The organism is Vibrio ostreae, assembly GCF_019226825.1.
Lineage (GTDB): Bacteria > Pseudomonadota > Gammaproteobacteria > Enterobacterales > Vibrionaceae > Vibrio > Vibrio ostreae.
Map to the genome: position 1 here is coordinate 3,292,562 of NZ_CP076643.1, position 23,466 is coordinate 3,316,027.

19 protein-coding genes, 2 tRNA genes and 1 pseudogene are annotated in these 23,466 nt (G+C 50.5%); 15 read left to right on the plus strand and 7 right to left on the minus strand.

The window, feature by feature from the left end; all coding sequences use genetic code 11:
- Window positions 1-51: 51 nt before the first annotated feature.
- The gene (locus KNV97_RS21335; protein WP_136486162.1) at window positions 52-1,137 is read right to left on the minus strand and encodes an AI-2E family transporter; all 1,086 of its coding nucleotides are present in this window, start codon (window positions 1,135-1,137) and stop codon (window positions 52-54) included.
- A 309-nt stretch (window positions 1,138-1,446) separates the two neighbouring features.
- Window positions 1,447-2,739, minus strand: a complete 1,293-nt coding sequence (gene hemL / locus KNV97_RS21340) for a glutamate-1-semialdehyde 2,1-aminomutase (protein WP_136486164.1) — start codon at window positions 2,737-2,739, stop codon at window positions 1,447-1,449.
- 269 nt (window positions 2,740-3,008) lie between these two features.
- Between hemL and erpA the strand changes: the two genes are divergently transcribed.
- Window positions 3,009-3,350: an iron-sulfur cluster insertion protein ErpA gene (gene erpA / locus KNV97_RS21345; RefSeq protein WP_136486166.1), complete on the plus strand. Its 342-nt coding sequence runs from the start codon at window positions 3,009-3,011 to the stop codon at window positions 3,348-3,350.
- Window positions 3,351-3,527: 177 nt separating this feature from the next.
- On the opposite strand, the gene KNV97_RS21350 is transcribed toward erpA, so the two are convergent.
- Window positions 3,528-4,826 carry a peptidoglycan DD-metalloendopeptidase family protein gene (locus KNV97_RS21350; protein WP_218562717.1) on the minus strand — a complete coding sequence of 433 codons (1,299 nt, stop codon included), beginning with the start codon at window positions 4,824-4,826 and terminating at the stop codon, window positions 3,528-3,530.
- Window positions 4,827-4,956: 130 nt separating this feature from the next.
- Between KNV97_RS21350 and tyrS the strand changes: the two genes are divergently transcribed.
- Complete coding sequence (gene tyrS, locus KNV97_RS21355) at window positions 4,957-6,144, plus strand: tyrosine--tRNA ligase (RefSeq protein ID WP_136486170.1); 1,188 nt, start codon at window positions 4,957-4,959, stop codon at window positions 6,142-6,144.
- A 183-nt stretch (window positions 6,145-6,327) separates the two neighbouring features.
- Here tyrS and KNV97_RS21360 read toward each other — a convergent pair whose 3' ends face one another.
- From KNV97_RS21360 to KNV97_RS21370, 3 genes are all read right to left on the minus strand, one after another.
- Window positions 6,328-6,759, minus strand: coding sequence for a YbaN family protein (locus tag KNV97_RS21360; RefSeq protein WP_218562718.1), 432 nt, complete (start codon window positions 6,757-6,759; stop codon window positions 6,328-6,330).
- 175 nt (window positions 6,760-6,934) lie between these two features.
- Window positions 6,935-8,377, minus strand: a complete 1,443-nt coding sequence (gene dacB / locus KNV97_RS21365) for a serine-type D-Ala-D-Ala carboxypeptidase (protein WP_218562719.1) — start codon at window positions 8,375-8,377, stop codon at window positions 6,935-6,937.
- 99 nt (window positions 8,378-8,476) lie between these two features.
- Complete coding sequence (locus KNV97_RS21370) at window positions 8,477-9,490, minus strand: porin (RefSeq protein WP_218562720.1); 1,014 nt, start codon at window positions 9,488-9,490, stop codon at window positions 8,477-8,479.
- A 667-nt stretch (window positions 9,491-10,157) separates the two neighbouring features.
- Between KNV97_RS21370 and greA the strand changes: the two genes are divergently transcribed.
- Entirely contained in the window at window positions 10,158-10,631 is a 474-nt protein-coding gene (gene greA, locus KNV97_RS21375) for a transcription elongation factor GreA (protein WP_136486178.1), read from the plus strand.
- A gap of 74 nt (window positions 10,632-10,705) precedes the next feature.
- Here the strand turns inward: greA and yhbY are convergent, their stop codons facing one another.
- Complete coding sequence (yhbY, locus tag KNV97_RS21380) at window positions 10,706-11,002, minus strand: ribosome assembly RNA-binding protein YhbY (protein ID WP_004728967.1); 297 nt, start codon at window positions 11,000-11,002, stop codon at window positions 10,706-10,708.
- 119 nt (window positions 11,003-11,121) lie between these two features.
- Here yhbY and rlmE point away from each other — a divergent pair, with 119 nt between their 5' ends.
- The 12 genes and pseudogenes from rlmE (at window position 11,122) to truB (ending at window position 23,410) form a co-directional block, all read left to right on the plus strand.
- Window positions 11,122-11,751 (plus strand): 23S rRNA (uridine(2552)-2'-O)-methyltransferase RlmE, encoded by a 630-nt coding sequence (gene rlmE, locus KNV97_RS21385; RefSeq protein WP_136486180.1) that lies wholly within the window; start codon window positions 11,122-11,124, stop codon window positions 11,749-11,751.
- A 99-nt stretch (window positions 11,752-11,850) separates the two neighbouring features.
- Window positions 11,851-13,803: an ATP-dependent zinc metalloprotease FtsH gene (gene ftsH / locus KNV97_RS21390; RefSeq protein WP_218562721.1), complete on the plus strand. Its 1,953-nt coding sequence runs from the start codon at window positions 11,851-11,853 to the stop codon at window positions 13,801-13,803.
- A gap of 206 nt (window positions 13,804-14,009) precedes the next feature.
- Window positions 14,010-14,844: pseudogene (gene folP / locus KNV97_RS21395) on the plus strand (dihydropteroate synthase).
- 22 nt (window positions 14,845-14,866) lie between these two features.
- On the plus strand, window positions 14,867-16,207 hold the full coding sequence (gene glmM, locus KNV97_RS21400) for a phosphoglucosamine mutase (RefSeq protein ID WP_218562722.1): 1,341 nt from the start codon (window positions 14,867-14,869) through the stop codon (window positions 16,205-16,207).
- A 247-nt stretch (window positions 16,208-16,454) separates the two neighbouring features.
- On the plus strand, window positions 16,455-16,796 hold the full coding sequence (gene secG / locus KNV97_RS21405; RefSeq protein WP_136486189.1) for a preprotein translocase subunit SecG: 342 nt from the start codon (window positions 16,455-16,457) through the stop codon (window positions 16,794-16,796).
- Between the two features lie 30 nt (window positions 16,797-16,826).
- Window positions 16,827-16,910, plus strand: a tRNA-Leu gene (locus KNV97_RS21410).
- Between the two features lie 53 nt (window positions 16,911-16,963).
- A tRNA-Met gene (locus KNV97_RS21415) sits at window positions 16,964-17,040 on the plus strand.
- 224 nt (window positions 17,041-17,264) lie between these two features.
- A complete protein-coding gene (rimP, locus tag KNV97_RS21420; RefSeq protein WP_136486191.1) occupies window positions 17,265-17,720 on the plus strand; it encodes a ribosome maturation factor RimP in 456 nt (151 codons plus the stop codon).
- Window positions 17,721-17,755: 35 nt separating this feature from the next.
- A complete protein-coding gene (gene nusA / locus KNV97_RS21425; protein WP_136486193.1) occupies window positions 17,756-19,243 on the plus strand; it encodes a transcription termination factor NusA in 1,488 nt (495 codons plus the stop codon).
- A 24-nt stretch (window positions 19,244-19,267) separates the two neighbouring features.
- Entirely contained in the window at window positions 19,268-21,967 is a 2,700-nt protein-coding gene (gene infB, locus KNV97_RS21430) for a translation initiation factor IF-2 (protein ID WP_136486195.1), read from the plus strand.
- Window positions 21,968-22,064: 97 nt separating this feature from the next.
- Entirely contained in the window at window positions 22,065-22,460 is a 396-nt protein-coding gene (rbfA, locus tag KNV97_RS21435; protein ID WP_136486198.1) for a 30S ribosome-binding factor RbfA, read from the plus strand.
- Window positions 22,460-23,410, plus strand: coding sequence for a tRNA pseudouridine(55) synthase TruB (gene truB / locus KNV97_RS21440; protein ID WP_218562723.1), 951 nt, complete (start codon window positions 22,460-22,462; stop codon window positions 23,408-23,410). Before rbfA ends, truB begins: the two co-directional genes overlap by 1 nt.
- The last annotated feature ends 56 nt before the right edge of the window (window positions 23,411-23,466 follow it).

Sequence of the window (23,466 nt, forward strand, 5' to 3'; positions counted from 1 at the left end):
TTTCGCATAATCCGCCCCGGGCTTGAAGTGCTTTATCCGCGCCAGGCGGTGTCAGCTGTTGTCCTGCTTGTTGAGAAAACTCTGGAACTCCTCTTCGTACATATTAAAAAACACGATGGTAATGGCAAAGATCAGCGGGCCGTAAATCAGGCCAATCAGACCAAATAGCTGGATGCCGCCTAGCAGGGAGAAGAAAATCAGCAGGGTGTTCATCCCGGCACTGCCTTGCATCAGCAGCGGCCGCAGCAGGTTATCAATTGAGCCGACCAGCGCCACGCTCCAGATACCCAGGAAGACAGCCCAGCCGGTATCGCCGGTGACAAACAGGTAGATGGTGGCGGGTATCCACACCAGTGCGGTACCGACCACCGGGATGAATGAGGCAAAACCCATCATGGTGCCCCAGAACAAACCAGGGAAACCGGCCAGCCACATGCCGATACCGCCGGCAAAGCCTTGCGCTATCGCGGTCAGAAATGAGCCCATCACCGCAGACTTGGACACTTGTTCTATCTGTTGCAACAGACGGTCCTCCTGACTGCGTGACAGCGGAATAATGTGGCGCAGCGAGGCGATGATCTTGTCGTGGTCGCGCAGTAAAAAGAACAGCACAAACAGCATCAATAGAAAATCCATGATGAAAGAGGTGGCATCACCGAGAATTTTGGCGCTGATGCCAACCAGGTTGCTGCCGAACGTGGTGGCAAACTGGCCAACTTTCTGCGCGATTTGCTGCGGACTGATTTCATCAAACGGCAGATACTGATTGGTGATGGCCAATACTTTCACCACCAGTGGATGGTTGAATACGGTCTGAATGCCGCCGTGAGTGACCCATTGGTAAACATTCTGGGAAAACTTTGAGCCTTGCTGCACGATGGCGCCAAACACAAACAGCAGTGGAATGACTATGATGAAAGTGAGAATGACGCAGGACAGCAGTGAAGCCAGATTAGGATAAGATGGTAACTTAGATTCCATTTTCTCATGGATCGGAAACATGAGCAGCGAGATGATAAAGGCCATCATAATCGAGTTAACATAAGGCCTTATCAGCAGATAACAGGCAAATGCGGTGGCCAGCAGGGCAACAATTAATACCCAGTGGCTGGAGGAGATCTTCAGTTTATCAGGCACAGTCGTGGTCCAGTTTGCTTCTTAATTAGGGTTATAATGGCTGTATTTCATACTCTTAGCAATGAGGAGTGCAGTATGGGGTGTTGCGATAATGAAACCGGGTGTAAATCTCAGCGTGCGCGTCGTTCGTTTCCCTGGCTGGGCGTGGTGGCGATAGTCCTTATCGTGCTGGTGGTGATGAACTGGCATTAAGGTTTGGGTATGACGGCCGGCTCGCAAGATGTCATCTCGGCAAGACAATAAAAAAGGCTGCCCAAGCAGCCTTTCAATTTAGGATCGGATGGCGATAGCACCATCACGTGAAGCGAATCAGCCTTGCTGGGCTAGTTCAGCAAAGCTGCGGTCAGCCGCTTCCAGCGTCGCTTCGATTTCTTTCGAACCGTGCGCCAGAGAGGTAAAGCTGGCCTCGAACGCTGAAGGTGCCAGATAAACACCGTGTTGCAGCATCAGGTGGAAGAATTTACGGAAACGTTCCACATCGCACTTGGCCACGTCTTCGTAGCAGGTCACCTGCTCCTGATCGGTAAAGAAGAAACCGAACATCCCGCCGACCTGGTGCACCAGCAGCGGGATACCGTGCTGCTGAGCCAGCTCTTTAAAGCCGTCTGCCAGTTGTTTGGTTTTGGCCGCCAGGCGCTTCTCGTTGCCTTCTTCTTTCAGCAGAGACAGACAGGCATAGCCGGCTGCCATGGCAATTGGGTTACCGGATAAAGTACCTGCCTGGTAAACCGGACCGGTTGGTGCGACGTACTGCATCACCTCTTTACGACCACCAAATGCGCCCACCGGCATACCGCCGCCGATCACTTTACCCAGCGTCGTCAGGTCAGGTTTGATATTGTAGTGTGCCTGAGCTCCGCCCAGAGCAACACGGAAGCCGGTCATCACTTCGTCGAAAATCAGCAGCGCGCCTTCGTTGTCACAGATTTCGCGCAGGCCTTCATGGAAGCCTTCGACTGGCGGAATACAGTTCATGTTGCCCGCGACCGGTTCTACGATGATACAAGCGATTTCGCCCGGGTTGGCGGCAAACAGTTCACGCACTGAGTCCAGATCGTTGAAACGTGCTGTCAGGGTATATTTAGCAAAGTCTGCCGGAACACCCGGTGAGCTGGGCTGACCCAGTGTCAGAGCGCCTGAACCGGCTTTGACCAGCAGGCTGTCTGCGTGGCCGTGGTAGCAGCCTTCAAACTTAATGATCTTATCGCGACCGGTGTAACCACGAGCAAGGCGAATTGCACTCATGGTCGCTTCCGTCCCCGAGTTCACCATACGCAGTTGTTCCATCGACGGGACCAGTTCAGAAACCAGTTCAGCCATGGCAATTTCCATCTCAGTCGGCGCGCCGAAGCTGAGTCCGCGGTGGGCGGCATTGACCACTGCATCACGAATCACAGCGTGGTTGTGACCAAGAATCATCGGGCCCCATGAACCGACATAATCAATGTACGCTTTACCGTCAGCATCAAAGATAAACGCGCCATCTGCACGGTCGATAAACAGTGGTGAACCACCCACACCATTAAATGCGCGTACCGGCGAGTTTACGCCACCAGGAATTTTGCTTTGTGCCTTCTGATAAAGATCTTCTGATTTGGTCATGGATAGTTCCTCTTGATGATTGCTCGGACCAATTTGGTCTGCATTGTACGCCGATGAGACGCGAGACGAAATCTTTTCGCTTAATTTCTCTGGCACCGGCTTAGCTGACCTGGGCCGTTTGTGTACCTGAGTGGGGCGAAATGGCGGCTAATACTTGAACGGATAAGTCAGGTATTAGATAATCATCGCTATAGCTAAATTACACTGACCTGTCGCCAAGGTATTTTTTCCTGAGCGAACGGGCACTGACACGACTGAGAGAGGTCATCGTGAGCGAAGTAAATGTACCATTATCCTTTTCGGATGCGGCAGCAACACGAGTAAAAGCTCTGATTGCGGAAGAAGAAAACCCGGCGCTGAAACTGCGTGTCTACATCACTGGTGGCGGCTGCAGTGGTTTCCAGTACGGTTTTACCTTTGATGAAAACGTCAATGACGGTGATACCGAGATCGTTAACAGCGGTGTGACCCTGGTGGTAGACCCGATGAGCCTGCAATACCTGATTGGCGGCATTGTTGATTACACCGAAGGTCTGGAAGGCTCGCGTTTCTTTGTCAACAACCCAAATGCGACCACGACTTGTGGTTGTGGAGCCTCTTTCAGCGTCTGATCCTGACCGCACGTGTCTTACTGACCACAGCGTTTTCCCGAACGCATGGTGCTGGTGCGAATTGGTGCTTGGTGCGAATTTGGCGACAACCGATAATAAAAATCAGCCCGGCTAAGCCGCGGCTGATTTTTTATTTGCACTGCAAGCTGTTTTGCCCCGCATGAGCGTACCGCGTGGTTAGTTTTTGGCGTACAGCAACTCACTATAGCGGTTTAAATTTTTGAGGCGAATTTTGGCGTTAGCGATAAAGGTCTCTTTGGCTTTACCCTTCAGCGACTTGGATTGTGGCAAATCAACGGTACGCGGATTCTTATGCACGCCATTGACCAGGAACTCATAGTGTAAGTGAGGACCGGTAACCCGGCCGGTGCCACCCAGAGTTCCGATGACCTGACCCTGTTTGACTCGCTGACCGGTTTTGACGGTACGTCGTGTCAGGTGCAGATACTTGGTGATATAGGTGTTGCTGTGACGGATAAACACATAGTTACCGTTGAACTGGTTGTAGCTCGACTTCTCAACAATACCATCACCGGCGGCCCAAATCGGTGTGCCGACCGGAGCGGCGTAGTCGGTGCCGCGGTGTGGACGAACCTGACCGGTCACCGGATGCAGGCGACGCGGGTTGAAGTTGGAAGAGACGCGGCGAAAATCAAGTGGTGAGCGCAGGAAGGCTTTCTTCATCGCCCGTCCGGTCTCATCGTAGTAGTTACCGGTATTGTCATCGAGAATAGCGGTGAAAGTGGTGCCCTGGTTGGTGAACATGGCGGCAATAATGTTGCCCCGTCCAATCACTTCGCCTTCGACCACTTTTTCCTGAAACAGCAGCTTAAAGGTATCGCCGGCACGGATATCGAGGGCAAAGTCGATGTCCCAGCCAAAAATTCCGGCCAGTTCCATGATCTGGTTTGCCGTCAGGCCCGCTCCGACTGCCGCATTCCAGAAGTTGGAGCTGATCTCGGCCTGAGAATAGTTGTACTGATAAACAATCTCTTTTTTATCAAAGCTCGAGGTGTAATCAGTACCGGATTCCGTTTTGGTGACCACGAAAGTTTCTTCAGCACTGATGCGTCGCTTGAGCTGAATCAGTTCATTATTTTCATCAAAGCCAAATTGTAAGCGGTCGCCCGGACGCAGGCGAGACAACTGATTATTGATTTCATCGTTGCTGGAGGTCAGGGCATACAGTTGACGTGAAGACAGCCCCAGGCGCTGGAACAGCACGGCGGCGCTTTCGCCCGGATTGACCACATGGGTTTCCCAACGCAGTAAAGTGGTCGGCAGAATAGTCGCGCCAGGCGACAAGGCTTCGCTGTCGATCGCCAATGGGTAATGGCGGCCGACTTGCAGCCGTTCTGAATCGTCTCTCAGATCTTCCGGATTTGGCAAAAAAAACAGTGCAGTGACGATCAAGGCACTGAACAGGGCGATGAGTGCCCGGTGCATCCATGGAAGTCGAGCAAAAATAGCAAGCATACTCGGGTTCGTTCAATGATTAATTAACAAAAACGCTAGTTCGTTAGTCTAACTGGTTTCAAAATGCATCGCTATTCAAGTAATATGTCAAACTATTAAATTTTTGCCAAATCTGTGGGAGTGAACAAGAATGGCGAGTATTGAAGCCGCTTTAGCTGAGATTAAGCGTGGTGTTGAAGAGCTGATTCCGGAAGAAGAGCTGATTGCCAAATTGAAAGAAGGCCGTCCTCTGCGTATCAAATTGGGCGCGGATCCAACAGCGCCGGACATTCACCTTGGTCACACGGTGATCCTCAACAAACTGCGTGCATTCCAGGATCTGGGCCATCAGGTGACGTTCCTGATCGGTGACTTTACCGGTATGGTCGGTGACCCGACTGGTAAGAATACCACTCGTCCGCCTCTGACCCGTGAAGATGTACTGCGTAACGCAGAGACTTACAAGCAGCAGGTATTTAAGATCCTCGATCCACAAAAGACCACGATTCAGTTTAACTCTGAATGGCTGTCTGAACTGGGCGCAGAAGGCATGATTCGCCTGGCGGCTAACCAGACTGTTGCGCGTATGCTTGAGCGTGATGATTTCAAAAAGCGTTACAACAATGGTCAGCCTATCGCGATTCATGAATTCATGTATCCACTCCTGCAGGGTTATGATTCAGTGGCGATGGAAACTGACGTAGAGCTGGGTGGTACCGACCAGAAATTCAACCTGCTGATGGGACGTGAGCTGCAAAAAGCCAACGGTCAGAAGCCTCAGGTGGTGTTGATGATGCCGCTGCTGGTTGGTCTGGACGGTGAGAAGAAGATGTCTAAGTCAGCCAACAACTATATTGGTGTGGCTGATGCGCCAAGCGAGATGTTTGGTAAGATCATGTCGATCTCTGATGATCTGATGTGGAGCTACTACGAGCTGCTGTCATTCCGTCCACTGGAAGAGCTGGCGCAGTTTAAAGCTGATGTAGCGAATGGTAAAAACCCGCGTGATGTGAAAATCCTGCTGGCGAAAGAGATCATTGCCCGTTTCCATACCGAAGCGGACGCAGATGCGGCAGAACAAGAGTTCATCAACCGCTTCCAAAAAGGTGCGATGCCGGATGAGATGCCAGAGTTTGAATTTGACGCAGGTATCGCGATTGCCAACCTGCTGAAAGAAGCGGGCCTGGTCGGTTCGACGTCGGATGCTCTGCGTATGATCAAGCAGGGTGCTGCGAAACAGGACGGCGAGAAAATCGAAGACGCCAAACTGATTCCGGCTGCTGGCACGGCAGTGTACCAGGTTGGTAAACGTAAGTTTGCCCGAGTCACCGTCAAGTAACCGCGTACACCATCGGTTAGCCGAGAGACCGGCAATCTTTGCTGCTTTCGCCGCAGTTTCGTGACATGTGAAGCAAAAAGCTACCAGTAGCACAAAAGCAACAAGCGCCGCTCAGGCGCTTTTTTTATGCGCAGGTTATATGCACGCCGCATCTTTTTGCGTTGAAAGGGGATAATCACCGGGTTATAGCGGATTATCTGGTTCCGCAGAGGCGGAATCGGGATCCGGCTGGTAAGTTTTAAGACGCAGAATAAACCAGGTTTCAAACACCAGCAGCCCGACGATGGCATATTGCCAGTGAGTGCCCTGAGCCACGAAGTACCATACCGAACCCATTGAAAGCCAGATTAACAGCAGAGACTGCACTTTCTCGGTGCGGGTAAAGCCGCGACCATAATAGAGACGTGTCGCCAGCGGCCCCAGCTGTTTGTGCTGTAATAGCCAGCTCTGGAATTTGGGTGACGACACACCAAAACAGTACAGCGCCAAGAGCAGGAAAGGTACTGTCGGCAACAGCGGCACTGTTGCTCCAATAAGACCGAGAATGACACAGGTCATACCGACGCAATGATAGCCTTTGCGCTTAATGCGACTCATGGGGCGCGGCTGATGCATAATCCCTCCTGCTAACCTGCATGATGCGGGTTGTTTCGTCCTGATTGGGGCTTTCATTCTCATCAGTATCGGAGTCGGTCAGCGTGTTGTCGAGTCTGAAGTGCATATCCGCACAGGTTTTAGTCTGCTCATTTTCTGGTTACTGCATATGTTCGGGTGACGGAATGTTTTCTGATTACGGCGCATTGGAGGTTTTGTGCTCGCTATTGATTAGCGCGCGGTAAAACTCATTTTCAAAGCGGGTGATCGGCGCCTCTTCAGCGCTGTCACTGTCACGTTGGTTGGGAAAGTAATCAGTCACGTACTGGATAAACAGTGTATCAGGCTGACCTTTATCATCCAGAGCGAAGCCCATCATATTATAGGTTCCGTACAGTGAACCGCTTTTGGCACGAATGTGGCCGCGAATGTTATCGCTGCGCATACTGCGGCGGTATTTAAGCGTCCCGCTTTCTCCGGCAACCGGCAGCATGGCCAGCACGCCCAGTTTGGCGTCATTCTGCCACAGATAGTGCAGGATCTGGCGCATGGTGTCGAGCCGGATGCGGTTGTTACGTGATAATCCCGAGCCGTCAACGAGCTGGGCATCCTGCAGAGAAATACCGGTGCGGCTGAAGATAATCTGCTTAATCGCCTCGGTACCGTTACTGAAACTGCCGGGCTGTAGGAAAAAACGTCGTCCGAGCGTTTTGGTCACAGTATCGGCAATCAGGTTATCCGATTTTTTCAGCATCTTGTCCAGCAGCTCCGCCAGTGGTGCCGAGCGATGGATGGCCACCTGCTGACTCGGCGCATCTTGTGGCAGACTACCGATACGAATTTCACCATGCAGAGTGATGCCGAGCTGATTGAGCAGGGCGTAAACACGACGTTTTAGGTAGAGCTCAGTGTTCTGCACGGCAAACTTGAGTGGCATAGGCTGCTTACGCTGCGCCAGACAGCCGGACAGATGGTAGGCATTATCCATCCCGGCATTCAGTTCCAGATCGCAATGCTCACTTTTCTGCTGCACCTTGCTGACGCTGCGAGCATTGGTCGTGACCTGTACCGGATAGTGTTTGGGGACGAACACCCGGGTTGCGCCGTCTGCCTGAGTATAGATAGAAGCCTGAATGCAGTTTCCGTCCAGGTTCATGGCACTGGCCGGCGCGCTGTAGCAGACCCCGGTAATATCCCAGGGCCAGCCGACTGCGCGCTCGTAGCCGTTAAAGGCGCTGTTATCCAGCCATAGATCACCATCGATGTCTTTGCCCTGTTTATCACGTAACTGGGTCAGCAGTTGCGTTAAGTCTTCGCTGCTCAGGGTCGGGTCGCCGGAGAAGATCACCGCTGTGCCCGCGCGACTGCTGCGCAGTTCGGTCTCAAAGCGAAAATCAGCCCCCAGCTCAAGTAGCGCCGCCAGTGCGGTGACCACTTTCAGAGTGCTGGCCGGCGGGAAATAGTCGCCGGTCTGCTGGACTAAACGCGGCTGCGATGCCGATAAAGGTTGGATCAGTAACCCGGTTCGGGCTCCCGAGGGAAGCAGGTCAGTGGCTGCAGGAGTGGCCATTACGGCCGGCATCAGCAGAGAGGCACACAGCAGGCTGACTAACCGTCTGGCGCAATGGGAAAAATACATGGTACTTGATGGCTGAGCAAGTGATGGGATGAGTATAGCGGGATAAAAAAACGCCTGCTAGTCAGCAGGCGTTGGTAGATTGACCGGTTATTGTCAAAATTAGAAGTCGTAACGCAGACCCAGGCCGATTTCGTCTTCTGACGCTGCTTTAGATGCAGTTGTACGACCATTGTCAACAGAAACGATGGTATCGCCTTCATCGATCATGTTGAAGTTGTAAGAAACCCAAGCGCGGAAGTTTGGCTTGAAGAAGTACGCGGTTTCAAACGCCAGGTTGTCAACAGAAGTTTCGTTCTCTGTTTCTGCGTTGTTGTACGCTGCAGTGAACACAGTCTGACCCAGAGTGTACGCGGCTGCCAGCTCGTAGCCAGTGTAGTCAAGCTCTTGACGTTGGTCGTTTTGTTTGTCACCGTCAGTGTATACACCCGCGAAGTAGAAATCAGCGACGGTGTAAGAGGCTGCCAGCATGTACTCGTCAGCGCGGTCTTGCTCAGCGTAACCGGCACCGGCAGTGAAACCTGAATCACCGAATGCGTAGATGGCAGACAGTGAGTAACCATCTTGATCGTTGTCTCCGTACGAACCATCGTTCTCAGTATCACGGTCCGCAAAGCGGTAAGATGCGCGTAGAGCCAGATCATCAAACTGACCTTTGTATGCCAGCATGTTGTCCGAACGGTCAGATACAGTTAGTTTGTCTGCTGCTGTATTACCTGCGATACCAGAAAAGATATCGGTAAAGTCTGTGATTACACCCAGTGAACCTTCGGTTTTACCGTAAGAAACCAGACCGAAGTTACCGCCCAGACCGGCGTACGCCAGACGAGTAGTGAAGTCATCGCTACCTGAATCGATGTTGCCTTGGTCGTTAGTTTTGATTTCCATTTCGTAGAAACCCAGACCGTACAGGCTGTCATTGATCGCCGTTTTACCCGCGATGTGTACACGTACGCGTGACGCATCGTCGGCCTTGCTGTCTTGCATAGACAGACGACCTTCAACGCGGCCACCGATGTCCAGAGAAGTACCATCCTGGTTGTAAAGTTCAGCTGCTTGAGCGCCTGAAGCGATAGCTACAGTTGACACTGCAAGTGCAATCAGAGTCTTTTTCATTTTATTAAGTCCTAATTTACTGTCCATAAATCATTATTAGTGTCGCATCACGATGCTGCCCGTGTGCGTTTAATCCCTAGCATTACTGATTCCGAATCTGAGCGTTGTCCGGGTAATTCAATACGTTAGAAATCGTGAGGTTAGTTTTACCCTCAAAGTTCCTTAATGAGTTAGTAAAATGATATAAATCCCGCTTATGAACAGTGTTTTATTTAAGTTGGTAAAAAGTCAAGATTATGATTTTAAATGATTTTTGTCTATTTTTATACTTAATTGCACATCATGGTAAGATGGGCATCTTTATAAGTTTTTAGCTGTTTTAGGCGATTTTCTAAACCGGAGAAGTGTGCAGGGGATCACGCCATGCAACAGGTTTGGTGCCTAATCGCAATTTCTCTAACCGACACTTGAATTTGGATGATTTCGCCCGCATGTTTGTTTACACTAAATGCAACGAATTCATCGAGTACTACCTAATCCAGTGATACGGGTTGGGTAGTTTTGTATTGTCCAAAGAATGCCCTTCTTATTTGAAGTTACAGGACAGGCCTTTTGATTGAATAATACTATCCTTAATCAGGGCACAGCTATGCACGGATTGAGGCGTAAAGGCTGTCTGGCAGTGACAATGATGTCTTTGGGCATATCTATGGCATAGAGGTATAAAATGGAAAAAGTTCCAATGACTGTACGTGGCGCTCAGCTGCTGCGTGATGAACTGGATAGATTGCTGAAACTGCGTCCGAAGATTTCTGAAGCAATTGCAGAAGCTCGTGAGCTGGGCGATCTGAAAGAAAATGCTGAATATCATGCCGCTCGTGAAGAGCAGGGCATCTGTGAAGCGCAGATCCGTGATATCGAGTTTAAGTTGTCTGTTGCTCAGGTGATTGATGTCACTAAAATGGATAACAGCGGTAAAATCATTTTTGGTTCGACCGTGACTCTGATTGATGTCGATACGGATGCAGAGAAAACCTACCAGATCGTTGGTGAAGACGAAGCGGATATTAAAGCTGGCCGTATCTCGGTGAGCTCTCCGATTGCGCGTGGCCTGATCGGTAAGATGGAAGGTGATGAAGTTACCATCGTGACCCCGGGTGGCGAGAAAGTATTTGAAATCGATCGCGTAGATTACGTGTAAGCGATTCAAATTACTGAGTTTAAAAAGCAAAAAGGTCGCATCATGCGACCTTTTTGTAATCTTAAGTAACGAAATTACTTACGTGGTAGTTCGATTTTACGTTGCTCAGAAGGACGGAAAAGAACCAGTACTTTACCAATAACCTGTACTTTTTCTGCTCCGGTTTCACGAACAATAGCATCCACAATCAGATGTTTTGTCTCGCGATCTTCCGATACCACTTTCACTTTGATCAGTTCGTGGTGATCAAGCGCAATTTCGATTTCCGCCAAAACAGCTTCAGTCAGTCCGTTACCACCCATCAGCACAACCGGCTTAAGGTTGTGTGCTAAGGCTTTGAGATGCTGTTTTTGTTTGTTGCTTAGGTTCATTACGCGCCCAATTTTCTTTAATATTAGGGTTGAAAAACGACATTTTAACGCCATCTATCATGGAAGACTATATTTTCTACCATACTTTCTCAGATAGAGGCTGCTTAGTTAGGAATCGAATGAGTAAACAGAAGCATTCGGCGAGCTCAGGCCGCTGGTTGAAAGAACATTTTGACGATAAATACGTTAATGAAGCCAAGAAGAAAGGTTACCGTTCTCGTGCTATCTTCAAAATTGAAGAGATTCAGAATAAAGACAAACTGTTACAGTCTGGGATGACCGTGGTTGACCTCGGGGCGGCTCCGGGAGGCTGGTCACAGTATGCCGCTGGTATCGTTGGCGAGGAAGGGCAGGTGATCGCCTGTGACATTCTGCCGATGGACTCGATTGCCGGTGTGGCCTTTTTGCAGGGCGACTTCCGGGAAGAGTCGGTACTGGATGCGCTACTGGAGCGGATCCAACCGGACATGGTTGACGTAGTAATGTCTGACATGGCGCCTAACATGGCCGGAAACCAGTCCGTTGACCAGCCACGCGCTATGTATCTGGTCGAATTAGCATTAGATATGTGTCGACAAGTTCTTGCACCTAATGGTAGTTTTGTGGTCAAAGTGTTTCAGGGCGAAGGTTTTGACCAGTATGTTAAAGATGTACGCAGTCTGTTCAAAGCGGTCAAAATCCGTAAACCTGATTCTTCAAGGGCACGTTCCCGCGAAGTGTATATCGTCGCTACCGGTTACAAAGGTTAACGATTTAACCCAGGCTGGCGAAAGTTAACACTATGGCTACAGCCAGAAAACTGTAGTACCCTACCTTTAATTACAACTAGTTATCGCGAGGCTTACACCTTGAGTGATATGGCAAAAAATTTAATTCTGTGGCTTGTGATTGCTGTCGTATTAATGTCTGTTTTCCAGAGCTTTGGCCCGGGCGACAGTAACGGCAGATCAGTCGATTACACCACATTTGTACAGGAAGTTGGCCAAGGTCAGATTCAGGAAGCGCAGTTTAAGGACAGCGAAATTACCTTTACCCGTCGTGGTGGTAGTACACGTTATGTCACTTACATGCCAGTGTATGACCAGAAGCTGCTTGATGACCTGATTAACCAGAACGTAAAAGTTCAGGGTACGCCTCCGGAAGAGCAAAGCCTGCTTGGCACTATCTTCATCTCCTGGTTCCCAATGATTCTGCTAATCGGTGTGTGGATTTTCTTCATGCGTCAGATGCAGGGCGGCGGCGGCAAAGGCGCTATGTCCTTTGGTAAGAGTAAAGCCCGCATGATGAGCGAAGAGCAGATCAAAACCACCTTCGGTGACGTGGCTGGCTGTGATGAAGCGAAAGAAGATGTTAAAGAGCTGGTGGATTATCTGCGTGATCCGAGCCGCTTCCAGAAGTTGGGTGGTAAAATTCCAACCGGCGTACTGATGGTGGGTCCTCCGGGTACCGGTAAAACCTTGCTGGCTAAAGCGATTGCTGGTGAAGCGAAAGTTCCGTTCTTTACGATTTCCGGCTCTGATTTTGTGGAAATGTTCGTTGGTGTGGGGGCATCCCGTGTCCGTGACATGTTCGAGCAAGCCAAAAAAGCGGCGCCATGTATCATCTTTATTGATGAAATCGATGCTGTCGGTCGCCAGCGTGGTGCTGGTGTGGGTGGTGGTCACGATGAACGTGAGCAAACTCTGAACCAGATGCTGGTGGAAATGGATGGTTTTGAAGGTAACGAAGGGATCATCGTTATCGCCGCAACCAACCGTCCGGATGTACTCGACCCTGCGCTGCTGCGTCCTGGTCGTTTTGACCGCCAGGTTGTGGTGGGTCTGCCGGATGTGCGCGGCCGTGAACAAATTCTGAAAGTACACATGCGTAAAGTTCCTCTGGCCGGTGATGTTGAGCCATCCCTGATTGCACGCGGTACGCCGGGTTTCTCAGGTGCAGATCTGGCTAACCTGGTCAACGAGGCTGCTCTGTTTGCTGCCCGTGGTAACAAACGTAATGTGTCTATGGTTGAGTTTGAACTGGCGAAAGACAAAATCATGATGGGTGCCGAGCGACGTTCCATGGTGATGTCGGAAGAGGTCAAGGAATCAACCGCGTATCACGAAGCGGGTCACGCTATTGTTGGGCGCATGGTACCTGAGCACGATCCGGTTTATAAAGTGTCGATTATTCCGCGTGGCCGTGCATTGGGTGTGACCATGTATCTGCCGGAGCAAGATCGCATCAGTATGTCGAAGCAACATCTTGAATCGATGATCTCCAGTCTGTACGGTGGTCGTCTGGCTGAAGAGCTGATTTACGGTGTCGATAAAGTATCGACCGGCGCGTCGAATGATATCGAGCGTGCCACCGACATCGCCCGTAAGATGGTGACTCAGTGGGGCTTCTCGGAAAAACTGGGTCCTATGCTGTATGCAGAAGACGAAGGTGAAGTGTTCCTGGGGCGTAGTGTTACGCAGACCAAGCATATGTCTGATGACACCGCCAAACTTATCGATGATGAAGTGCGCAAGCTGATCGATCGTAACTACGAGCGCGCGCGTAAAATTCTGGTTGAAAATATGGACATCATGCATGCAATGAAAGATGCACTGATGAAATATGAAACCATTGATGCAGGCCAGATTGATGATCTGATGGCACGTAAGAGTGACATTCGTGAACCAGCTGGTTGGGGTGACCGCAGTCAGCCTGCGCAGGAAGAAGCGCCGGCGAAAGCCGAACCTGTTGCGCAAGAGTCTCAGCCAGGCACAGAAGAGCAAGGCTCAGATCAGTCTGCAGATAAAAAAGACGCAGAATAACTCCTCTATTAAAACAAAACCCCGACTTGCTCGGGGTTTTCTGTTTCCTAAATCGACGTTTTTTATGCTACAAAGCGTGACAACCAACGCCTTCCGTGTCGCAGCCCTTCTGGCTGCAGATGCCGTGTGCTTAATCAGGCGGTGTGGACAGCGCATGGTGCAACGTCTGATTTTGTGTTTGATGTAAGATTAGTTGATAGTGATTTATGAAAATACAAACCGCAACCAAACAACTGGAACTTGATCGCCCGCATGTGATGGGCATTCTTAATACCACGCCGGACTCTTTTTCCGACGGGGGCAGCTATACCACGCTGGAGACGGCGATGGAACGCGCTGAGAAAATGATTGCGGCGGGCGTCACTATCATTGACATCGGTGGCGAATCCACCCGTCCGGGAGCACCGGAAGTGACCCTGGAAGATGAACTGCAACGTGTTATTCCTATCGTCGCGGCAATCCGGGCTAAATTCCCGCAAGTGTGGATTTCAGTCGATACCAGTAAGGCCGAGGTAATGCGCCAATCGGTCGCGGCTGGTGCTGATTTGATCAATGATGTCCGTTCCCTGACGGAGCCGGGCGCTTTACAAGTCGCGGCTGAGGCGAATGTGCCGGTATGTATCATGCACATGAAAGGCCAGCCGAAGACCATGCAGCAGGACCCGCAATACGATGATCTGATGCAGGAAGTCGAACAGTTCCTGGCTGAACGTATGGCGGCGTGTGAAGCGGCCGGTATTCAGCGCGACAACATCATCCTCGACCCCGGATTTGGCTTTGGCAAATCGGTTGAACACAATTATCATCTGCTGGCGCATTTGGAACAGTTCCACCGTTTCGGGCTGCCTATCCTGGCGGGGATGTCACGCAAATCTATGATTTTCAAATTGCTTGATAAAAAAGCCTGCCCAGTGTGTGGTTGGCAGTGTCACTTGTGCTTCGATTGCGGCCCTGAAAGGGGCGCACATCATCCGTGTCCATGACGTGGAGGAAACGCTGGAAGCCATGACCATTATCAACGCAATGAATAGCAACCGCTAATTATAAAAACAAAGGAATAAACATGTCTGATACAAGACGTTATTTTGGTACGGATGGCGTACGTGGCAAGGTTGGCCAATACCCGATTACCCCGGATTTTGTGTTAAAACTGGGCTGGGCTGCTGGCCGTGTATTGGCACAACAAGGCACTAAGAAAGTTATTATCGGTAAAGATACCCGTATCTCCGGTTACATGCTGGAGTCGGCGCTCGAAGCCGGCCTGGCAGCGGCAGGCTTAAAGGCAATCTTCACCGGTCCGATGCCGACCCCGGCGGTGGCCTATCTGACTCAGACTTTCCGTGCTGAGGCCGGCATTGTGATTTCTGCCTCGCATAACCCGTATTATGATAACGGCATCAAGTTCTTCTCATCCCAAGGCACTAAGCTGCCGGATGAGGTTGAGCTGGCGATTGAAGCTGAGCTCGACAAGCAGATTGAGTGTGTCGAATCGGCTGAACTGGGTAAGGCGTCACGTTTGGTGGATGCTGCCGGCCGTTATATCGAGTTCTGTAAGAGTACTTTCCCGACCAAACTGAGCCTGGCGGGATTAAAAATTGTCGTCGACTGTGCCCACGGTGCAACCTATCACATCGCACCAAGCGTATTCCGTGAGCTGGGTGCTGACGTCATCGCCATGGGGGTTGAACCGGATGGTCTTAACATCAACGACCAAGTGGGAGCGACTGATGTACGTGCGTTGCAGCAGCGCGTGCTGGACGAAAAAGCTCATCTGGGGCTGGCGTTCGATGGTGACGGTGATCGCCTGATCATGGTGGATGAACTGGGCAACAAGGTCGATGGTGACCAGATTGCTTACATCATTGCCCGTGATGCACTGCGCCGTGGTGAACTAAAAGGTGGTGTGGTCGGTACCCTGATGACGAATCTGGGGATGGAAAACGGCCTCAAACAGCTCGGTATCCCATTTGTGCGTGCGGCGGTCGGTGACCGTTACGTGATGGAGAAACTGCTTGAAAAAGGTTGGTTGATTGGCGCTGAAAACTCGGGTCATATCATTTTGCTGGATAAAGTGACCACAGGTGATGCTATTGTTGCTGCACTGCAGGTGCTGGCTTCGGTGGTCGGCAGTGACATGAGCCTGAATGAGCTGGCTCAGGGCATGACATTGTACCCGCAAGTCCTGGAAAACGTGCGCTTCAGTGGTGACACTAACCCGCTTGAAGCAGAAGCTGTGCGGGCTTCGGTCAAGCAGGTGGAGGCGGAACTGGGTGATAAAGGCCGGGTGTTACTGCGTAAATCAGGTACAGAACCTTTGATTCGGGTCATGGTTGAAGGTGAAGACGCCGCTCTGGTGAAAGCGTCGGCTCTGCGTATTGCCGAGGCGGTGAAAGTGAATTGCTGATCGGCTTGAGCCCGGATGACTAGTGCATTGAAAATGGACGGGAATTCAGGCCAATTTGGTGGAATTTGTGCTTTGGCCCTTTTTTGACCGTTTGATTCATAAAGTGCGCTTTTTTCGCAAATTCCACTTGTCAGCCTAACTTGCATTGGTTAGTATGGCGTCCGCCTCTGATGAGGAGGTCGCTAGCCTTGTTCAAGCGAATGATTGAACGGCGCTGGCTCAACAATTTGGAACATAGGTGGAAGTAATGTTTACAGTTCTACTTGTGATTTACCTGTTGGCAGCGGTTGGTATCATTGGCCTGGTGTTGATTCAACAAGGTAAAGGCGCAGATATGGGAGCCTCTTTCGGTGCTGGTGCATCAAACACTGTGTTTGGCGCGAGCGGCTCAGGTAACTTCCTAACCCGAATGACTGCAATTTTTGCAACCGTATTTTTTATTATCAGCCTAGTGCTGGGCAATATGTCTACGCACAAAGTCGAATCACAATGGGTTGACCCGTCGCAAGGTCAGGTGATTCAGCAGCAGCCAGCTGATAATACAGTGAGTGAAACTCCGGCCGAAGGCGGCGACGAGATTCCTCACTAAGCTTATCAACGAAGATAAGCCTCAGGTTATGCCGAGATGGTGAAATTGGTAGACACACTAGCATGAGGTGCTAGCGCCCTAGGTGTGAGGGTTCGAGTCCCTCTCTCGGCACCATATTTACAAACTTGTAAATCACTATGTAGCGCGTATAATTGCTACAAGTCGGACGCGGGGTGGAGCAGCTTGGTAGCTCGTCGGGCTCATAACCCGAAGGTCGTCGGTTCAAATCCGGCCCCCGCAACCATTTTCCTGCTCAGTTTGTTTGGAACGACAGGTTAATGCAGCAAGTTTGGCAGTGCGAACCTCACTGCAGTTGAGAAGCAATTCTCAATTTATCAGGGTCCAGCAACAAAAAACCCCGACTTTCGGGGTTTTTTGTTATCTGAATTTCTCCAAGATGAAATTCAGATACTTGCTTGGAATTTAAATTGGGCTCTATGCCCTTTTTTTGTTTCTGGAGTGGTTTAAATGACTGGTTTAGAAAGACAACTTACTGAAATGCTTGAAGCTCCAGTTGTTGCATCAGGTTATGAGTTAGTTGGATTAGAATTTGTTCGTGCAGGACAGCACTCAACGTTACGTATCTATATTGATCACGAGAACGGTATTACCGTTGATGACTGCGCAGAAGTGAGTCGTCAAGTGAGTGCCGTGCTGGATGTGGAAGATCCGATTTCAGTGGTTTACAACCTTGAAGTTTCTTCACCAGGTTTAGAAAGACCACTCTTTACCGCAGCACATTACGAGCAATTTAAAGGCCACGAGGTCAGCATCGTATTGAAAATGGCAGTGGGTAACCGTCGTAAGTGGAAAGGAGAAATCCTGGGCGCCGATGGTGAGACCATTAATGTCAAAGTTGACGGGCAAGAAGAACACTTTGCGCTGAGCAACATTGCGAAAGCTAACCTGATCCCTAAATTTTAGTTCTCCTAGAGAAAAAGGCTTAAGAGGCTATAACAATGAGTAAAGAAATTTTAGCGGTTGTTGAAGCGGTTTCTAACGAGAAAGCGGTACCTCGTGAGCGTATTTTTGAAGCGCTTGAAATTGCTCTTGCGACGTCAACAAAGAAAAAATACGAAATCGAGATTGACGTGCGCGTTGCCATCGACCGTAAAACCGGTGAATTCGAAACTTTCCGTCGCTGGTTAGTGGTTGACGAAGTCGAAACTCCAACCAAAGAGATTTCTCTGGAAGCGGCGCAATACGACGACGAATCTGTCGAGCTGGGTGATTTCATTGAAGATCAGATTGAGTCTGTGACCTTTGACCGTATCACCACTCAAACTGCCAAACAGGTTATCGTACAGAAAGTACGTGAAGCTGAACGTGCACAAATTGTAGAACAGTTCATCGACAACGAAGGTGAGCTGATTACAGGCGTGGTTAAGAAAGTCAACCGCGACACTGTTATTATGGATCTGGGTAACAACGCGGAAGCGGTCATTCTACGTGAAGACCAACTGCCACGTGAAAACTTCCGCCCAGGCGACCGCGTGCGTGGTCTGCTTTACAAAGTGGCACCAGAAGCGCGTGGCTTCCAGCTGTTTATTACCCGTTCTAAGCCAGAAATGCTGGCTGAGCTGTTCCGTGTTGAAGTACCAGAAATCGGCGAAGAGCTGATTGAACTGAAAGGTGCAGCACGCGATCCGGGTTCACGTGCCAAGATTGCCGTGAAAACCAATGACAAGCGTATCGACCCTGTGGGTGCGTGTGTGGGTATGCGTGGTGCACGTGTTCAGGCTGTTTCTGGCGAATTGGGCGGCGAGCGTATCGATATCGTGCTTTGGGATGATAACCCGGCGCAATTCGTGATCAACGCTATGGCGCCTGCTGATGTGGCTTCTATCATCGTTGATGAAGATGCGCACTCAATGGATATCGCCGTTGAAGCAGACAACCTGGCACAGGCTATCGGCCGTAACGGTCAGAACGTACGTCTGGCTTCTCAGCTGACTGGCTGGGAACTGAACGTAATGACAGTGGCTGACCTGCAGAAGAAACACCAGGAAGAGTCCATGGCTTCTATCGAGAACTTCATGAAGTATCTGGATATTGAGCAGGACTTTGCCGAAATGCTGGTTGAAGAAGGTTTCTCTACACTAGAAGAAATCGCTTACGTACCGGTTAATGAGCTGCTGGAAATCGACGGCCTGGATGAAGATCTGGTTGAAGAGCTGCGCAGCCGTGCGAAAGAGTCACTGACGACTATCGCACTGACACAAGAAGAGTCGTACGACGGTCTTGAGCCGGCAGAAGATCTGCTGGCACTGGAAGGTCTGGAACGTGAATTAGCGTTCAAACTGGCAGCTAAAGGTGTGGTAACACTGGAAGATCTGGCCGATCAGGGTATTGATGACCTTGAAGGTATTGACGGCCTGACCGAAGAACGTGCGGGCGAATTAATTATGGCGGCTCGCAACATTTGTTGGTTTGGCGAAGACGCATAATTTTCAGCAAGGGGAGGTAGCGGCATGACACAAGTTACAGTTAAAGCACTGAGTGAAGAAATTGGTACTCCAGTTGACCGCTTATTAGAACAACTTGCTGACGCTGGCATGAAAAAATCAGGTTCAGACAGCGTAACTGAGGACGAGAAGCAGAAGCTTCTCTCCCATCTGCGCAAGGAGCATGGCGACAGTTCTGAATCAGAACCAACCCGTTTAACACTCCAGCGCAAGACCCGCAGCACACTAAGCGTAAATGCCGGTGGCGGTAAAAGTAAGAATGTTCAGGTTGAAGTGCGCAAAAAACGTACGTATGTTAAGCGCAGTACAATTGATGATGCGTCACGTGAAGCTGAAGAAGCAGCACAACGTGAAGCAGAAGAACAAGTGAAACGCGAAGCTGAAGAAGCGCTGAAACGTGAGGCGGAACAAAAAGCCAAACTGGAAGCGGAAGAAAAGGCTAAGCGCGAAGCGGAAGAAAAAGCGAAACGCGCCGCTGAGGAAAAAGCACAGCGTGAAGCACAAGCAGCAAAACGCGAACGTTCTGCAGAAGATAAATCCAAGCAAGAAGCAGCGCTAAAAGAGGCCGAAGCACTGAAACGTCGCCAGGAAGAAGAAGCGAAACGTAAGGCTGAAGAGGAAAGTAGCCGTCAGCTTGAAAAAGCACGCGAATTGGCCGAAATCAATAAAGAGCGTTGGTCTGCTGAAGAAGAGAAAAAGGGTGATATGCAAGAAGAAACAGATTACCACGTAACGACTTCAACCTACGCTCGTGAAGCCGAGGATGAAGCAGACCGTCGTGAAGAAGGGTCAACTCGTCGTTCGACTAAAGCGAACAAGCGTAAAATGTCGTCTCGTGATGACAAGCAAGAACGCAACTCGCGTCCACGTGGTGGAAAAGCAGGCCGTAAAGGTCGCATCAGCAAACCGTCATCAATGCAACACGGCTTCGACAAGAGCGCTGTGGTAGCTAAATCTGATGTGGTTATCGGTGAGACTATCGTCCTGTCTGAACTGGCTCAAAAGATGTCAGTGAAGTCGAGTGAAGTGATCAAAGCGATGATGAAGATGGGTGCGATGGCAACCATCAACCAGGTTATCGATCAGGAAACCGCACAGCTGGTTGCTGAAGAGATGGGGCACAAGGTTATCCTGCGTAAAGAGAATGAGCTTGAAGAAGCCATTATGTCTGATCGCGATGATGCGTTTGAAGCAGTGCCACGTGCACCGGTTGTGACCATCATGGGTCACGTTGACCACGGTAAAACGTCAACGCTGGACTACATTCGTCGTACCCACGTGGCATCAGGTGAAGCGGGTGGTATTACCCAGCACATCGGTGCTTACCACGTAGAAACTGAAAACGGTATGATTACCTTCCTGGATACTCCTGGACACGCAGCGTTTACCGCAATGCGTGCTCGTGGTGCTCAGGCAACGGATATCGTGGTACTGGTTGTGGCAGCGGACGATGGTGTAATGCCACAGACTGTAGAAGCGATTCAGCACGCGAAAGCCGCGGGTGTACCGCTGATTATCGCGGTCAACAAGATCGATAAAGAAGCGGCTAACCCGGACAACGTGAAAAACGAACTGGCTGCGTATGATGTTATTCCTGAGGAATGGGGCGGCGAGAATATCTTCGTTCACATTTCAGCAAAACAGGGCACTAACATTGATGCGCTGCTGGAGTCTATCCTGCTGCAAGCGGAAGTTCTTGAACTGACTGCAGTCAAAGAAGGTATGGCATCAGGCGTTGTGGTTGAATCCTTCCTGGATAAAGGCCGCGGTCCGGTCGCGACTGTTCTGGTTCAGTCTGGTACTCTGAACAAAGGCGACATCGTACTTTGTGGTCAGGAATACGGTCGTGTTCGTGCAATGCGCGACGAAGTCGGTAACGAAGTTGAGCATGCGGGTCCGTCTATTCCGGTAGAAATCCTGGGTCTGTCTGGCGTTCCGTCAGCGGGTGACGAAGCGACTGTCGTTCGTGACGAGCGTAAAGCACGTGAAGTAGCGAACTACCGTCAGGGTAAATTCCGTGAAGTGAAACTGGCTCGTCAGCAGAAATCTAAACTGGAAAACATGTTCTCGAACATGACTGCCGGTGATGTGGCTGAGCTGAACATCGTACTGAAAGCAGACGTACAAGGTTCTGTGGAAGCGATCGCTGACTCACTGGTGAAACTGTCAACTGACGAAGTGAAAGTCAACATCGTGGGTTCTGGTGTCGGTGGTATTACCGAAACTGACGCCGTACTGGCAGCGGCTTCTAATGCTATCGTCGTCGGCTTTAACGTACGTGCCGATGCATCAGCACGCCGTGCGATTGATGCTGAAAACATTGACCTGCGTTACTACTCAATCATCTACCAGTTGATTGACGAAGTGAAGCAAGCGATGAGCGGTATGCTGGCGCCGGAATTCAAGCAGGAAATCATTGGTCTTGCTGAAGTTCGTGACGTGTTCAAGTCTCCGAAACTGGGTGCAATCGCAGGTTGTATGGTGACGGAAGGTGTGATCAAACGTCACAACCCAATCCGCGTTCTGCGTGATAACGTGGTTATCTACGAAGGTGAACTGGAATCACTGCGTCGCTTTAAAGATGACGTGGCTGAAGTTAAGAACGGTTACGAGTGTGGTATCGGCGTTAAGAACTACAACGACGTTCGCGTAGGCGACCAGATCGAAGTATTCGAAATCGTTGAAATTCAGCGTACCATCGACTAATCAACTAAAATTGCATTATCGGCAAGTTTAGGTTGTTGAATACACCATGGGGGGCTGGGAAAACCATCCCCCCATTCTTTCATTAGTGAGAAACAATATGCCAAAAGAATTCAGCCGTACTCAACGTGTGGCACAGCAATTACAAAAAGAATTAGCGATGATTCTGCAACGCGAAGTGCGTGACTCCCGCCTGGGCATGGTCACCATTTCTGACGTTGAAGTTTCCCGTGATCTGGCGTATGCCAAAGTGTTTGTGACCTTCTTGTGTGTGGGTGAGCAAACGCCTGAGTCGTGCCTGAATGCTCTGCGTGAGCATGAAGTGCACATTCGCATGATGCTGGGTAAACGCATTCGTCTGCGTCTGACTCCGGAAATCCGCTTTCACTACGACAATACCTTAGTTGAAGGTATGCGCATGTCGAATCTGGTCACTGAAGTGGTCAATAACGACAAAAGCAAACAGAAAGATGCGGGTCGCGAGGACGAAGAGTAATGGCGCGTCGTCGTAAAGGCCGGGCGATAAACGGTGTCCTGTTACTGGATAAAGCAACGGGCATGTCATCGAACGACATTTTACAAAAAGTGAAGCGTTTGTTTTTCGCCGAGAAGGCCGGTCATACCGGAGCTCTGGACCCGTTAGCAACGGGTATGTTGCCGATTTGTCTTGGGGAAGCGACTAAGTTTTCCCAGTTCCTGCTCGACTCCGATAAGCGTTATCGCGTGATTGCCAAACTGGGCCAGCGTACTGATACGTCTGACTCGGATGGTGAAGTGGTGCAAACCCGCGCGGTGAATGTCGACCATGATACGCTGCTGGCTAAGATTGAATCTTTCCGTGGTGAAACCGATCAGGTACCGTCGATGTTTTCGGCGCTCAAATATCAGGGCCGCCCGTTGTACGAGTATGCCCGTAAAGGGATTGATGTACCGCGCGAAGCGCGCAAAATCACCGTTTACGATATCGTTCTGCACCGTTTTGAAGGCGATGAAGTGGAAATGGAAGTGCACTGTTCTAAAGGGACTTACATCCGCACCATCGTCGATGACCTGGGCGAGATGCTCGGCTGTGGCGCCCATGTGACCATGCTGCGTCGTACCGGTGTGGCTCACTATCCTTACCAGAATATGGTGACCCTGGAAGAGCTTAATGCGCTGGTTGAGCAGGCGCATCGCGAAGAGCGCTCTCCGTACGAGGCTCTGGATGCGTTGTTGCTGCCGATGGATACCGCGGTGGAAGACCTGCCGGAAGTGAATCTGATCCCCGAACTGATGCACATGGTGCAGCATGGTCAGGCGGTGCAGATTTTCGGCGCGCCGGAACAGGGTTACGTGCGTTTGACCGGCGGGGACGAGAAGTTGTTTCTCGGCGTCGGTGAGATGAACGATGATGGGAAGATCGCACCAAAACGCTTAGTGGTATACCGCGAGGATTCCGCGCAGTAAGCGTGTTTTGATCTTGTGCAGGCGCGAATTATTCCCTATAATTCGCGCTCCTCGTG

Excerpts from the sequence above, each read along its gene's own strand:
- hemL (WP_136486164.1), bottom strand. The coding sequence starts at position 2,739 with ATGACCAAATCAGAAGATCTTTATCAGAAGGCACAAAGCAAAATTCCT.
- KNV97_RS21350 (WP_218562717.1), bottom strand. The coding sequence starts at position 4,826 with ATGCTTGCTATTTTTGCTCGACTTCCATGGATGCACCGGGCACTCATC.
- tyrS (WP_136486170.1), top strand. The coding sequence starts at position 4,957 with ATGGCGAGTATTGAAGCCGCTTTAGCTGAGATTAAGCGTGGTGTTGAA.
- KNV97_RS21360 (WP_218562718.1), bottom strand. The coding sequence starts at position 6,759 with ATGCATCAGCCGCGCCCCATGAGTCGCATTAAGCGCAAAGGCTATCAT.
- dacB (WP_218562719.1), bottom strand. The coding sequence starts at position 8,377 with ATGTATTTTTCCCATTGCGCCAGACGGTTAGTCAGCCTGCTGTGTGCC.
- KNV97_RS21370 (WP_218562720.1), bottom strand. The coding sequence starts at position 9,490 with ATGAAAAAGACTCTGATTGCACTTGCAGTGTCAACTGTAGCTATCGCT.
- greA (WP_136486178.1), top strand. The coding sequence starts at position 10,158 with ATGGAAAAAGTTCCAATGACTGTACGTGGCGCTCAGCTGCTGCGTGAT.
- yhbY (WP_004728967.1), bottom strand. The coding sequence starts at position 11,002 with ATGAACCTAAGCAACAAACAAAAACAGCATCTCAAAGCCTTAGCACAC.
- rlmE (WP_136486180.1), top strand. The coding sequence starts at position 11,122 with ATGAGTAAACAGAAGCATTCGGCGAGCTCAGGCCGCTGGTTGAAAGAA.
- glmM (WP_218562722.1), top strand. The coding sequence starts at position 14,867 with ATGTCTGATACAAGACGTTATTTTGGTACGGATGGCGTACGTGGCAAG.
- secG (WP_136486189.1), top strand. The coding sequence starts at position 16,455 with ATGTTTACAGTTCTACTTGTGATTTACCTGTTGGCAGCGGTTGGTATC.
- rimP (WP_136486191.1), top strand. The coding sequence starts at position 17,265 with ATGACTGGTTTAGAAAGACAACTTACTGAAATGCTTGAAGCTCCAGTT.
- nusA (WP_136486193.1), top strand. The coding sequence starts at position 17,756 with ATGAGTAAAGAAATTTTAGCGGTTGTTGAAGCGGTTTCTAACGAGAAA.
- infB (WP_136486195.1), top strand. The coding sequence starts at position 19,268 with ATGACACAAGTTACAGTTAAAGCACTGAGTGAAGAAATTGGTACTCCA.
- rbfA (WP_136486198.1), top strand. The coding sequence starts at position 22,065 with ATGCCAAAAGAATTCAGCCGTACTCAACGTGTGGCACAGCAATTACAA.
- truB (WP_218562723.1), top strand. The coding sequence starts at position 22,460 with ATGGCGCGTCGTCGTAAAGGCCGGGCGATAAACGGTGTCCTGTTACTG.